The following is a 12,060-nucleotide window of genomic DNA, read 5'->3' as shown; positions in this document are numbered from 1 at the left end:
CATGTGATAACAAAAATCTTCCCTATAGTCAGATTGCAAAAGCAAGCGGTTTGGCTTTATCCTCTGTCTGTTTATCAGTTGCAAAATTACAGACAGTAATTCCCTCCCGAAATATAGGCAGTTGCGCCAAATTGTGACATAAACAGACAAAGTAACCCCATTTTTAAAAGCGTTTGTTTTCACCTCTTTCTTTGCTGAAAAATGATTGAGTGGTGGCAATATATAAGACAGTAAAACAAGGTCCGAATATAGTTTTAAACCATGTTTGAAAGCTATTTAAAGATAAAGGGACATAGTTATAAAACTGGCTTGCATTTTTTCAATCAGTATCGGGAATCAATCAACTTATTTATAAATCATTAAAAATTAAATGTATGGAAGAAGTAAAACAATCATTACAAGAAACAGCAAGTAAGGAACGGGAAAGTTATAAATCGGTGTTCCTTAAAAAACGGTCGGTTTGCAACCGTCAAAGCGTGTACATAAGCGGAGAGATACAAAAACGTATCGTTCAGATTGTAGGCGTGATTACAAACAAACAAGTAAGCATCGGAAATTTCATTGATAACGTACTGGAAGAACATTTAGGTGCGCACAATGATGTCCTTTCGGCTCTCTACCGGGAAGAAATACAAAAAGGAATATTCAACCAGCCAAAAGAAAAAGATGTATGAATATCGTAACTATTGAGGAACAGACTTTTAAACAAGTATGTGGGCGGTTCTCCGGTTTCGTCAGTCAGGTGGAACGGATTTGTAAAGAGAATACCCACCAGCCGGAGAAATGGTTGTCAGGTCGTGAAGTGTGCGCCCTGCTCGGTATCAGCATCCGAAGTTTGCAGAACTACCGGGACAGTGGCAAATTGGGTTACTCCCAAATCGGTAATAAACTGTACTATAAATCTGCCGATATTGAAAGACTGATTGCAGAATGTACGGAAAACAAGAAAGCGAATTATAAATCAAACAATAAATAAATAAATAAATATTGCCCTATGAAAAAGAAAGAAGAAAATAATACAGGAGTAAACCAGTCATTCAAATTGTCTGTTATTGTCGGAATATGGGAAAGTTTAAATCTTCATCCTACGGTGATGATATACCAAAGCAAGAGAAAGTATTTCCTTTCGATGCTCCATGTATCGGATAACGGACAGGCAAAACCAGCCGTTTACGAGATACAGAAAGAAGATAGCCGTTACTTCATCGTTGAAGCCTTTAAACGGCTTTATATAAGCTATGATGCGGTCAAAGATAGTATTTCCTTATCTTACTATGGCGAGTATCTGCGTAACTGACAAGGTGTGTGCCTGTCATCATTTAAACCAATTATAAACCAATAAAACGATATAACAATATGGAACTGATAAACGGCAACAGTGAGATAATTAAAGATTTCTTTCAGTCTATGGAAAGAATGTTAGAGGGTATCGGTAAACTGGCAAAAGAAAGCAAACCACACCTGAACGGCGAAAAGTTTCTAAGCAACCGGGCAGCATCCAAATATTTGAAAGTAAGCATCCGGACGCTGCAAGAATGGAGAGATACGGGCGTTATCCCTTATATTCAGATAAAAGGCAAAATAATCTACCGTGAAAGCGATATAGAACGGCTTTTGCAGACCTATTACAACAAGGAACGACAGGAATGACCTACCGTCCTAAAAAAATACATTTTTTCCGAAACTGACTAAGAACATTAACTCTACCAGTGTAGTAATCCGTCTGTGCAAGCCTTTGGAAGAAAATACTACCCGGAGCGTAGCGCAGGCGTGGAGATTTTCTTTCAAACCCGTAGGGCTTGGACTTGAACGGACGGAATACGGAGCTTACCTTTGTTAATGTTTTATTCAGCTTCGGAAAGTCTATTTACAGAATGAATACTTATAGTAAATTTATGGTTTATCATATTACGAAATAGCAAAATCTATTATTCATCATGTGTCGTTATCAATCTAATCATCTTGTCTAACAATGGCTTTGTCTTTATTTCGACATCTTTTGATTTATTGACCATATTTGAGAAGGCTATGAAAACAAGAAAAGCTTTCAATATCGCACTATCAATATTAGTTGTTATCAGTGGTTCATTATACTGTATTTGTATTAATCCTGATATAGAGAGAAATAAGAAGTATGCTAAATAAATAAGAAAATTCACATTATTCTTATTGATAACATAGAGAGCTAATTCAGTCTGAACAGCTTCATATTTATGGTTTTCCCAATTCTTCAATGGAGAGTGTTCTTTTATCATCCAATGAATAAATTTTGCCCCGTGAACACTGATAATAGAACCTATTGCAAGTGTAATGAAAAACATAGTTTCCCATGAAATATTCAGACCAAGCAAGAAGTTTAAAACTATCACAATTACTATAGGTACTCCAAATGCATATGCCCCCAGGCACATGTAGCTCATTAAAACTATTATTGTTGGATGCATTAAATTGAACAATATCTTAGTAATTACTATTGGTAAAGAAATTGCAAAATTAATTGTCTTTACTATTCTATTTTTACTCTTACTGATTAGTGATTGTAAAAGCATAAATATAACGATATATCCAATAAAAAAAACAATGGCTTTCCATTCTAATTTTATTATTATCCATGAGTATAAAGAAGTTAGAGCAATACCTATGCTAACAAATGCGAGTATAATTAATGAAAGTTTTACTTTTTCGGGTATTGTAATCTGTGTCCACCATTTAATAAGACTCCTTATTTCTATAACTTTTTTATGTTCAGGATTTATACATTGTATGGGCCTTTTTATAAACTCATGATATGCATGTTCTGTTTTTGTAGGCTTATGATACTTCAATTCATATTCTAAAATTTCTCCATTAGATAATAACACTAACATATAAGTACCAGTTATAATACCGTATGTACCTTTTGTATCTTGATGGAATTTACGCTTCACTTCATAGACGTTTTTATCATACCTTTTTAATTCATTATGCAGACGTAAGTTCACATTTTTGTTCATCATCATCTCCTCTACCACTTCATTATCTTTACATGGATAAACACACCAGTACATAAAAGTAAACATAAATAAAAACAGTAGGGGAAATAAACTATAGGTAGTATTAAAGCATAGATATTCAGCAAGTATCACAGTTCCAATACATGCACCTATAATTATAATTATTAATGGTTTCTCCATTGGTTGTTTCATATTATAGCTAAAACAAAGATTTCCTTCTTTGTTCTTCCAAGTCCTTATGCTCTTTGTTGTCGTATTCATAAAAAATAAGTGCTTATATAATAATATCACAAATACAATTATCTGCTGCTTACCAAAGATATAGTTATTATATATATTATCAAAATACTCGTTAGAAATTTATTGATAAAAAGCGAACATCTACTGTTTTCTATTAAAGTTTTTTTCTACGTTTATCATATCACGCATAATGGAGCTATCCAATATCCGTGCATAATGCTGTGTCGTTCTGATATTGGAATGTCCCAAAATCTTAGATACATTTTCCATTGATACATCATTAGCGAGAAAAACAACTGTAGCCGCAGTATGACGGGCAACATGAGTGGTCAGCCGTTTGGCTATGCCGCATACATCAGCAATTTCTTTTAAATAGGCGTTCATGCGTTGATTACTGATTACAGGCAAAAGTACTCCTTTTTTTATGCACTCTACATTATCTTCATATTTCCTCAATATCCTTTGAGGAATGGATAAAACAGGAATATTACACATCTGATTGGTTTTCTGTCGTGCCTTGCGTATCCACAAAGCACCGTTATTGTCTTTTATCAGGTGTTCACGGCTTAACTGCTGCACATCCACGAAAGCAAGTGCAGTAAAACAGCAAAAGATAAAAATATCTCTTACCTGCTCCAGCCGTTTGATAGCAAATTCCTTGTTCATCAGAATATCCAGTTCTTCACGTGAGAGAAACTCTACATTTACTTCCTCCTGCTTGAAGTGGATGCCGTAAAACGGGTCTTTCTTTATCCAGTCATTAGCCAAAGCAATGCGAACAACCTTTTTCAAGTTCTTCAAATGTTTCAATGCGGAATTGTTTTGGCAATGCTTCTCCGTTTTCAGCCAAAAATCAAAATCACGGATAAATTGCCCGTCCAGTTCTGCCAACATTATATCATCACAGTGGTAACAACTGCGGATATATTCTTTCAGCCGGTTTATGGAAGTATCAAACTTGGTAACGGTGCTTTCTGTATATTCCTTGCCAATCAGGGCACGACATTTTTCGTTATGCTCTGCATACACCTCCAGCAAGCTACGCTGTACCTTATCCCGTCCGTAGAAACAATCCTTAATTGTATCAGCTGTTATTGGCTTGTTGTCTATTTCCAGTTCACGGTGTATCTGTAATACTTTGGCACGAACCGTATTAATATAGTAGTTTAGTTCAGTGGCTACACGGTCTTTTCCTTTGGAACATTCCTTTTTCTGATTCCATAAATCTACAGGAATGCTCCGTTTAATCATAACTTCGGCTACTCGTTTGTTTACGGTGATGCGCATACAGATAGGAGCTTCACCGTTTTTCAGAAGTTTCGCTTTCTTGATGATGAACAATACGCTTAGTGTGTTTCTTTTCACTGCTCCCATAATTCTTTGATTTTTAAGTGGTACAAAATTAGTTTGCTACACTCAAAAACCAGCTACGCAAAAAGCTGACAATCAAAGACAAATGCGTCAATTCGTGGGAGCAAAAACGGCTTTCAAAAAGTCCCACGAATAAGCCACGTGAGAACTGCCTGAAACCGCTATTTTTTGCCGAAGCAGAGAAAAAGAAAAAGCTCTGAAATCCTTGAATTTCAGAGCTTTGCTTTAATTTGCTATTTACTTTCGCGGTGCGTACGGGACTCGAACCCGTGACCCCATGCGTGACAGGCATGTATTCTAACCAACTGAACTAACGCACCAAAATATTCACTAAAGCATCTCTCTCGATTGCGGATGCAAAGGTAGATATTTTTTTGAAACCTGCAATAGCTTCAGTATCTTTTTTCTGAAAAAGTGGGTTTATTAAGAATTATCGTGTACATTTGCAGCTACTAATAAAATAGAAAATAGAATGAAAAATACACCAATTGAACGACATCTGATTGATGAAACTATAAATGAGTTTCAAATTGTCGATTTTTCCAAAGCTACCATTCGTGAAGTGAAAGCTATTGCTTCAAAAGCAGAAGCTGCATCGGGAGTTGAATTTATCAAAATGGAAATGGGCGTTCCGGGACTTCCTCCTTCCGCAGTAGGTGTGAAAGCGGAAATTGAAGCATTACAAAATGGTATTGCCAGCCTATATCCTGATATCAATGGATTGCCGGAACTGAAAAAAGAAGCGTCCAATTTTATCAAAGCATTTATTAATGTAGATTTAAATCCGGAGGGCTGTGTACCTGTCACCGGCTCTATGCAAGGCACATTCGCTTCATTCCTTACTTGCAGCCAATGCGACGAAAAGAAAGATACGATTTTATTCATCGATCCCGGATTCCCGGTACAGAAACAGCAGTTGGTAGTAATGGGACAAAAGTTCGAAACGTTTGATGTATATGACTACCGCGGAGACAAACTGAAAGAGAAACTGGAAAGCTATCTGAAAAAAGGAAATATATCAGCTATCATTTATTCGAATCCCAATAACCCCAGTTGGATTTGCCTGAAAGAGGAAGAATTGCGGATTATCGGTGAATTGGCTACACAGTATGATGTGATCGTTTTGGAAGACTTGGCTTATTTCGCGATGGATTTCCGGCAGGATTTAAGCAAACCATACCAACCTCCTTTCCAGCCATCAGTTGCCCATTATACAGATAATTACGTATTGCTGATTTCCGGTTCGAAAGCATTTAGCTACGCCGGACAGCGTATTGGCGTAAGCTGTATCTCTGATAAATTATACCACCGAAGCTATCCGGGACTGACCAAACGATATGGCGGCGGTACTTTTGGAACTGTTTTCATTCATCGCGTACTTTATGCACTTTCATCAGGAACGAGTCATTCTGCACAGTTCGCCATGGCCGCCATGCTGAAAGCTGCCAACGAAGGACAATATAATTTCCTCAACGAAGTGAAAATATACGGTGAAAGAGCACAGAAATTAAAAGAAATCTTCCTCCGTCACGGTTTTCATCTGGTATATGACAACGATCTGGGCGAGCCGATTGCAGACGGATTTTATTTCACCATCGGTTATCCGGGAATGACCAGCGGCGAACTGGCGAAAGAATTGATGTACTACGGAGTCAGTGCGATCTCATTAGTTACAACAGGAAGCCATCAGGAAGGATTGCGCGCGTGTACCTCTTTTATTAAAGACCATCAGTATGCGCAACTGGATGAAAGAATGAAACTATTTGCAGAAAATCATCCGATAGCCTGATTATTTGACATAAGATATTCATAAAAGCCATTCTTTAAATGAAAAAAAACGGAAATAACGATTGTTATTCCGTTTTTTTTCTTACTTTAGTGGCATGAATATCGACTCTGACATATTTAAGATTCAATCGAATAATGTGTTACCATCAAGAGGAAGGATTTTAATATCTGAACCTTTTCTGCGTGACGCAACGTTTGGCAGATCCGTAATTTTACTGGTCGATCATACGGACGAAGGAAGCATGGGATTGGTTATCAACAAACAACTGCCATTATTCCTGAACGATATCATCATGGAATTTAAATATCTGGACGAGATTCCTCTATACAAAGGTGGACCGATTGCCACTGATACTTTATTTTACCTCCATACACTATCAGACATCCCCGGCTCTATCTCTATCAGCAAAGGACTTTATCTGAATGGAGATTTTGATGAAATAAAGAAATATATATTACAAGGAAATAAAATCAGCGAATGTATCCGTTTCTTCCTGGGATATTCCGGATGGGACAGCGAACAGCTAAATAACGAAATCAGAGAAAACACATGGCTTGTGTCTGAAGAAGAAAAATCATATCTGATGAAAAACAATATCAAGGATATGTGGCGGACTGCTTTAGAGAAGCTAGGCAGCAAGTACGAAACGTGGTCACGCTTCCCGCAAGTGCCTACTCTCAACTAATATTTTATTTCTTAGGATTCAAACATTGGAGGAGCAATGCATCTTTGTAGCAGCCCTCCACTTGCAGCCAGTTTTTCAATAATCCGCATTGAACGAAGCCACAAGACGTGAACAGCTTTACACAAACGTCATTATCTGTCGTGACATGTGCATAAAGCTGACTTAAAGACAGAAAATCAAAAGCATATTCACAAAGCAGCTTCAATGCGTCGGTGGCATACCCTTGCTGCCGATAATCCTTATGCACGGCAATTCCTACTTCTCCCCGCGAATGAAGGGGAACGAAATCCGTAATATCAATCGTACCAAGGATACACTGGTCGGATTTACGTACCATCATCAAACGTAATTGCTTATCCGCAAACACATCACACTGCGAACCTTCAATATATTGGCGCAATACGTAACGGGAGTATGGAACTGTAAAGTTACTGATGTCCCACATCGAAGGATCATTTTCCATCTCATACATTATATCCATATCTTCCGGTTCTACCGCACGAAGATAAATACGATCGTTCATCAAGAAGGACTGTCTCATAGCTTTTCTTCTTTTGCAATGTGAAGTTCGTTACGCAATCTCTTCTCACTGGGCAGGCAGAAAAGTGACGCCGTGAGGCCAATCAGCATACAGAGGTTACCCGTACTGCTCAACGTCAGGTAGTAACACAAAAGGTTCACCACAATAGCTACTTCAAGCACTCCCAAGCGAACAATGTTCCATTGCACATATCGCTTCAAGGCAAGTGTGATAGTCATGTGATCTATCTTTTTCTTAAGCACCAAGCTAAATAATTTGAGGGAAAGAGGCACACACAAAGCAGTAAGCAAAATGCCGACCGTCTCAAAATAGTAGATAGCCGGTGCGTTATCTACCAAACCTCCTACGGGAAAGAGTTCAAACTCTCCTGCCCCAAGCAAAAATGCCGGGAGCACCCAAAAGAAAACATAACTGATATTCAAATTTCTGACAGCTCGTTTTATCTGTTCTTCCATGTTCGTTCTTAAATAATTAATAATGATTATACAGTTCCGGTAAAAAGCGTCCGGTTCACAATGCTGCGTCCTAAAGTCACTTCATCGGCATATTCAAGTTCATCACCAACCGATATGCCACGGGCTATCACACTTAGTTTAACCCCTAGTTTATCCAGCTTGCGATAGATGTAGAAGTTGGTAGTATCCCCCTCCATCGTGGTGCTCAACGCCAAAATAACTTCTTTGATTCCACCTTCAGCCACCCGCTGCACCAGGCTTTCAATTTGAAGGTCACTCGGTCCGACTCCGTCCATTGGAGAAATGACTCCTCCCAAAACGTGATAAAGCCCGCGATACTGCTGGGTTGCTTCCACCGCCATTACATCACGGATATTTTCCACCACACAGACAGTGGAAGCATCCCGTTGCGGATTAGCACAAATCTGGCAAGTTTCAGTATCGGATATATTATGACACACTTTGCAGTATTTCACCTCACGTTTCAATGTTATGATAGAATTTCCGAAAGCTTCCACCGTAGCCGTATCCTGACGGAGCAGATGCAGAACAAGCCTCATAGCCGTCTTACGCCCGATACCCGGAAGTTTGGAAAATTCGCCGACTGCCTTTTCAAGCAGTATAGAAGGATATTGTTGGTTCATAGATAATATTTGCTGTTCTATCGATAAAACCTTGCAAAGATACAGATTATTGTTTTTAATACCTACAAAAATTGCTACCTTTGCATCTGTTATGATGATACTTGTCACTATTCTTTGCTACTTCGCGGTATTATTACTAATAGCCCGTATCACCGGACGTAAGGGAGGATCAAATGCAGCGTTCTTCAAGGGAGAGAACCAATCACCTTGGTACATAGTCTCTTTTGGAATGATTGGCGCCTCCATCTCCGGAGTCACTTTCGTCTCTGTACCGGGAATGGTGCGCGGAATGGATATGACGTATATGCAAACGGTACTCGGATTTTTCTTCGGATACATGGCCGTAGCCCATATCTTACTTCCTTTATATTATAAATTGAATCTGACAAGTATCTACGGATACCTCGGCACCCGCATCGGAGTGCGCGCCTATCGCACCGGTTCCTTTTTCTTTCTGCTGTCACGCATGTTGGGAACCGCAGCCAAACTTTATCTGGTATGCCTCATTCTCCATACGTATGTATTTCAGGAAATGCACGTCCCCTTTTGGCTGATTGCTGTCGGTTCGGTTGCATTGGTATGGATATATACCCATAAAAGCGGAATAAAGACCATCGTGTGGACAGATACCTTACAAACATTTTGCCTGATTGCCGCTCTGATTTTTATCATCTATTTTACAATCCAAAGATTAGACCTTAACTTCAGCGGCATTGTGCAAACAATCCAAAACAGCGAACACAGCCGTATTTTTGTATTTGACGACTGGATATCCCGGCAAAACTTCTTCAAACAGTTTTTCAGCGGTATCTTCATCGTCATCGTAATGACCGGACTGGATCAGGATATGATGCAAAAGAATCTTTCTTGCCGGAACCTCCGGGAAGCACAAAAAAACATGTACTGCTACGGTTTCTCATTCATTCCGCTAAATTTCCTTTTTTTATGCCTGGGAATTCTATTGATAGCGCTAGCGGGACAGATGCAACTCGAACTGCCAGCCATGAATGATGATATACTGCCCATGTTTGCAGCCCAAGGTTATCTGGGACAATCCGTATTGGTACTTTTTACAATCGGCATTATCGCAGCAGCTTTCAGCAACTCGGATTCCGCCCTGACAGCCATGACAACCAGTGTATGCATAGACCTGCTGAATACGGAAAAAGACACAGAAGAAACGGCACGTCGCAAAAGAGGCAAAGTGCATTTATCGTTATCAGTCTTATTGGCATTCTTCATCTGCCTGGTAGAAATACTCAATAATAAGAGCGTTATTGACGCCATATATATCATCGCCTCCTACACATACGGCCCCCTGCTCGGAATGTTTGCTTTCGGACTTTTTACACGCAGGCAAACGAACGACCGGTGGGTTCCTCTCATAGCCATCCTTTCACCCCTGCTCTGCTATCTTGCCGACTGGTGGATTGGAAAAGAAACCGGATATAAATTCGGTTATGAATTGCTAATGTTAAATGGAACGCTTACCTTTGCGGGGTTAATCTGCATGTCTAAAAAAGGGAAAAACGATGTTACAAAGAAATAAATGACAAGAAAATGGAAATAACAAGTGCTGAATTTGTGATTAGCAATACGGACGTGAAGAAATGCCCGGCCGGTATTTTCCCGGAATATGCCTTTATAGGCCGTTCGAATGTGGGAAAATCGAGTCTTATCAATATGTTGACCAGCCGTAAAGGTCTGGCCATGACCTCTTCTACTCCGGGAAAAACGATGTTAATCAACCACTTCCTTATCAATAAGAATTGGTATCTCGTCGACCTTCCGGGATATGGCTATGCCCGACGCGGACAAAAAGGGAAAAACCAGATACGCACCATAATCGAAGATTATATCTTGGAACGGGAGCAAATGACCAACCTCTTTGTCCTGATAGACAGCCGGCTGGAACCTCAAAAAATAGACCTCGAGTTTATGGAATGGCTGGGCGAGAACGGTATCCCCTTCTCTATCATCTTTACCAAAGCCGACAAGCTAAAAGGTGGACGTTTAAAAATGAATATCAATGCCTATTTACGTGAGTTGGGCAAACAATGGGAAGAGCTCCCTCCTCACTTCGTATCTTCCTCGGAAGACCGCACAGGACGTATGGATATACTCAACTACATAGAAAACATAAACAAGGATCTCAATGTTAAATGAAAGAAGAATGAAAATGAAAAAGAGTTTTTTATCTATTGCCTTTTTGGCAGTATTTATGCTAACGGCAACTAACAGCCAGGCGCAATCATGGTCCGACTTATTAAATAAGGACAACATTTCAAAAGTAGTAAATGCCATCACCGGAACCACCGAATCTATCGACATGACCGGAACATGGAGCTACAAAGGTTCGGCGGTAGAGTTCGAATCGGATAACTTACTAATGAAAGCAGGCGGAGCTGCCGCAGCCACTATGGCTGAAAACAAGCTGAACGAACAATTAAGCAAAATAGGTATTAAAGATGGCCAGATGAGTTTCACTTTCAATGCCGACAGTACTTTCACCAGCACGGTGGGCAAGAAAACATTGAAAGGCACTTACTCCTACAATGCTTCAACCAAACAAGTTGATTTGAAGTATTTGAAACTTCTGAATCTGCACGCTAAAGTAAATTGCAGTTCCAGCTCACTGGAGTTACTGTTCAACTCGGACAAACTGTTGAAATTAATGGCTTTCATCGGTAGCAAAAGTAGCAGTACCGCACTGAAAACAGTTAGTTCACTGGCCGAAAATTACGATGGAATGATGCTCGGATTCCAGCTCTCAAAATAGCAAAAGAGAATCGTTTAATACTATTTCGCACTCCATAAAGTATATTTTAGGGGAAAAGCATTATCTTTGTCGTTTGTAATCAAAAAGAGAAGGAAAAATGAAAAAGATACTTTTTTTAATGACCCTGTTAGTAATGGGCGTAAGCTTTGCATTTGCACAAACAAATGCAGATATCAAGTTTGACAAAACAACTCACGATTTCGGTAAGTTTTCTGAAAACAGCCCGGTTGTCAGTTGCACATTTACCTTTACTAATATCGGCGATGCCCCGCTGGTGATCCATCAGGCTGTAGCCTCTTGCGGATGTACAGTACCCGAATATACAAAGGAACCCATCATGCCGGGCAAAAAGGGAACAATCAAGGTGACTTATAACGGAACAGGCAAATATCCGGGACATTTCAAAAAATCAATCACCTTGCGTACCAACGCCAAAACAGAGATGGTAAGATTGTATATCGAAGGCGATATGACAGCAAAAGATGCAAAGTAGGAAAAAATAGACTATTACATAAAGGAGAATCTTTCGGTTCTCCTTTTTTTTTGTTTACTTTGAGGACGGA

At 39.4% G+C, this 12,060-nt stretch carries 15 protein-coding genes and 1 tRNA gene; 10 read left to right on the top strand and 6 right to left on the bottom strand.

The window, feature by feature from the left end; genetic code table 11:
* Positions 1–374: 374 nt before the first annotated feature.
* The 4 genes from DWZ47_RS21590 to DWZ47_RS21575 are packed head-to-tail and all read left to right on the top strand — an operon-like array spanning position 375 to position 1,650.
* A complete protein-coding gene (locus tag DWZ47_RS21590) occupies positions 375–674 on the top strand; it encodes a DUF3408 domain-containing protein (protein ID WP_008777164.1) in 300 nt (99 codons plus the stop codon).
* Positions 671–976: a helix-turn-helix domain-containing protein gene (locus DWZ47_RS21585; protein WP_117514645.1), complete on the top strand. Its 306-nt coding sequence runs from the start codon at positions 671–673 to the stop codon at positions 974–976. The genes DWZ47_RS21590 and DWZ47_RS21585 overlap by 4 nt, the downstream gene beginning before the upstream one ends.
* 18 nt (positions 977–994) lie before the next feature.
* Positions 995–1,297 carry a DUF3876 domain-containing protein gene (locus DWZ47_RS21580; protein WP_117514643.1) on the top strand — a complete coding sequence of 101 codons (303 nt, stop codon included), beginning with the start codon at positions 995–997 and terminating at the stop codon, positions 1,295–1,297.
* A gap of 59 nt (positions 1,298–1,356) precedes the next feature.
* On the top strand, positions 1,357–1,650 hold the full coding sequence (locus DWZ47_RS21575; protein WP_117514641.1) for a helix-turn-helix domain-containing protein: 294 nt from the start codon (positions 1,357–1,359) through the stop codon (positions 1,648–1,650).
* A 278-nt stretch (positions 1,651–1,928) separates the two neighbouring features.
* Here DWZ47_RS21575 and DWZ47_RS21570 read toward each other — a convergent pair whose 3' ends face one another.
* From DWZ47_RS21570 to DWZ47_RS21560, 3 genes are all read right to left on the bottom strand, one after another.
* A complete protein-coding gene (locus DWZ47_RS21570) occupies positions 1,929–3,254 on the bottom strand; it encodes a hypothetical protein (protein ID WP_117514639.1) in 1,326 nt (441 codons plus the stop codon).
* A 120-nt stretch (positions 3,255–3,374) separates the two neighbouring features.
* A complete protein-coding gene (locus DWZ47_RS21565) occupies positions 3,375–4,607 on the bottom strand; it encodes a site-specific integrase (RefSeq protein ID WP_117514638.1) in 1,233 nt (410 codons plus the stop codon).
* Between the two features lie 243 nt (positions 4,608–4,850).
* Positions 4,851–4,924: transfer RNA gene (locus DWZ47_RS21560), tRNA-Asp, on the bottom strand.
* Between the two features lie 152 nt (positions 4,925–5,076).
* Here DWZ47_RS21560 and DWZ47_RS21555 point away from each other — a divergent pair.
* Both DWZ47_RS21555 and DWZ47_RS21550 read left to right on the top strand, forming a co-directional pair.
* Complete coding sequence (locus tag DWZ47_RS21555) at positions 5,077–6,393, top strand: pyridoxal phosphate-dependent aminotransferase (protein WP_117514636.1); 1,317 nt, start codon at positions 5,077–5,079, stop codon at positions 6,391–6,393.
* 94 nt (positions 6,394–6,487) lie between these two features.
* On the top strand, positions 6,488–7,078 hold the full coding sequence (locus DWZ47_RS21550) for a YqgE/AlgH family protein (protein ID WP_004300427.1): 591 nt from the start codon (positions 6,488–6,490) through the stop codon (positions 7,076–7,078).
* Between the two features lie 4 nt (positions 7,079–7,082).
* On the opposite strand, the gene DWZ47_RS21545 is transcribed toward DWZ47_RS21550, so the two are convergent.
* From DWZ47_RS21545 to recR, 3 genes are read right to left on the bottom strand one after another with little or no spacing between them, the layout of a single operon-like run.
* A complete protein-coding gene (locus DWZ47_RS21545; protein ID WP_004306269.1) occupies positions 7,083–7,619 on the bottom strand; it encodes a GNAT family N-acetyltransferase in 537 nt (178 codons plus the stop codon).
* Entirely contained in the window at positions 7,616–8,074 is a 459-nt protein-coding gene (locus tag DWZ47_RS21540) for a hypothetical protein (RefSeq protein WP_004306271.1), read from the bottom strand. The genes DWZ47_RS21545 and DWZ47_RS21540 overlap by 4 nt, the downstream gene beginning before the upstream one ends.
* Positions 8,075–8,100: 26 nt before the next feature.
* Positions 8,101–8,718, bottom strand: coding sequence for a recombination mediator RecR (recR, locus tag DWZ47_RS21535; protein WP_004306273.1), 618 nt, complete (start codon positions 8,716–8,718; stop codon positions 8,101–8,103).
* A gap of 91 nt (positions 8,719–8,809) precedes the next feature.
* Here recR and DWZ47_RS21530 point away from each other — a divergent pair, with 91 nt between their 5' ends.
* From DWZ47_RS21530 to DWZ47_RS21515, 4 genes are all read left to right on the top strand, one after another.
* Positions 8,810–10,267 (top strand): sodium:solute symporter, encoded by a 1,458-nt coding sequence (locus tag DWZ47_RS21530; RefSeq protein ID WP_009041140.1) that lies wholly within the window; start codon positions 8,810–8,812, stop codon positions 10,265–10,267.
* Between the two features lie 11 nt (positions 10,268–10,278).
* Positions 10,279–10,884, top strand: coding sequence for a ribosome biogenesis GTP-binding protein YihA/YsxC (gene yihA / locus DWZ47_RS21525; RefSeq protein ID WP_009041141.1), 606 nt, complete (start codon positions 10,279–10,281; stop codon positions 10,882–10,884).
* Positions 10,874–11,497, top strand: coding sequence for a DUF4923 family protein (locus DWZ47_RS21520; protein ID WP_004315891.1), 624 nt, complete (start codon positions 10,874–10,876; stop codon positions 11,495–11,497). Before yihA ends, DWZ47_RS21520 begins: the two co-directional genes overlap by 11 nt.
* Before the next feature lie 97 nt (positions 11,498–11,594).
* Complete coding sequence (locus tag DWZ47_RS21515; RefSeq protein ID WP_004300420.1) at positions 11,595–11,990, top strand: DUF1573 domain-containing protein; 396 nt, start codon at positions 11,595–11,597, stop codon at positions 11,988–11,990.
* Positions 11,991–12,060 lie beyond the last annotated feature (70 nt).

It is taken from the genome of Bacteroides sp. AF32-8BH, assembly GCF_003435205.1.
Taxonomy (GTDB): Bacteria; Bacteroidota; Bacteroidia; order Bacteroidales; family Bacteroidaceae; genus Bacteroides; species Bacteroides ovatus.
This window is presented reverse-complemented; position numbering and strand designations above follow the sequence as displayed.

What these genes read in the sequence shown, in the direction of transcription:
- DWZ47_RS21545 (WP_004306269.1), bottom strand. Translation starts at nt 7,619, where the DNA reads ATGAGACAGTCCTTCTTGATGAACGATCGTATTTATCTTCGTGCGGTA.
- DWZ47_RS21580 (WP_117514643.1), top strand. Translation starts at nt 995, where the DNA reads ATGAAAAAGAAAGAAGAAAATAATACAGGAGTAAACCAGTCATTCAAA.
- DWZ47_RS21590 (WP_008777164.1), top strand. Translation starts at nt 375, where the DNA reads ATGGAAGAAGTAAAACAATCATTACAAGAAACAGCAAGTAAGGAACGG.
- DWZ47_RS21550 (WP_004300427.1), top strand. Translation starts at nt 6,488, where the DNA reads ATGAATATCGACTCTGACATATTTAAGATTCAATCGAATAATGTGTTA.
- yihA (WP_009041141.1), top strand. Translation starts at nt 10,279, where the DNA reads ATGGAAATAACAAGTGCTGAATTTGTGATTAGCAATACGGACGTGAAG.
- DWZ47_RS21575 (WP_117514641.1), top strand. Translation starts at nt 1,357, where the DNA reads ATGGAACTGATAAACGGCAACAGTGAGATAATTAAAGATTTCTTTCAG.
- DWZ47_RS21585 (WP_117514645.1), top strand. Translation starts at nt 671, where the DNA reads ATGAATATCGTAACTATTGAGGAACAGACTTTTAAACAAGTATGTGGG.
- DWZ47_RS21515 (WP_004300420.1), top strand. Translation starts at nt 11,595, where the DNA reads ATGAAAAAGATACTTTTTTTAATGACCCTGTTAGTAATGGGCGTAAGC.
- DWZ47_RS21555 (WP_117514636.1), top strand. Translation starts at nt 5,077, where the DNA reads ATGAAAAATACACCAATTGAACGACATCTGATTGATGAAACTATAAAT.
- DWZ47_RS21570 (WP_117514639.1), bottom strand. Translation starts at nt 3,254, where the DNA reads ATGAATACGACAACAAAGAGCATAAGGACTTGGAAGAACAAAGAAGGA.
- DWZ47_RS21520 (WP_004315891.1), top strand. Translation starts at nt 10,874, where the DNA reads ATGTTAAATGAAAGAAGAATGAAAATGAAAAAGAGTTTTTTATCTATT.
- DWZ47_RS21540 (WP_004306271.1), bottom strand. Translation starts at nt 8,074, where the DNA reads ATGGAAGAACAGATAAAACGAGCTGTCAGAAATTTGAATATCAGTTAT.
- recR (WP_004306273.1), bottom strand. Translation starts at nt 8,718, where the DNA reads ATGAACCAACAATATCCTTCTATACTGCTTGAAAAGGCAGTCGGCGAA.
- DWZ47_RS21565 (WP_117514638.1), bottom strand. Translation starts at nt 4,607, where the DNA reads ATGGGAGCAGTGAAAAGAAACACACTAAGCGTATTGTTCATCATCAAG.
- DWZ47_RS21530 (WP_009041140.1), top strand. Translation starts at nt 8,810, where the DNA reads ATGATGATACTTGTCACTATTCTTTGCTACTTCGCGGTATTATTACTA.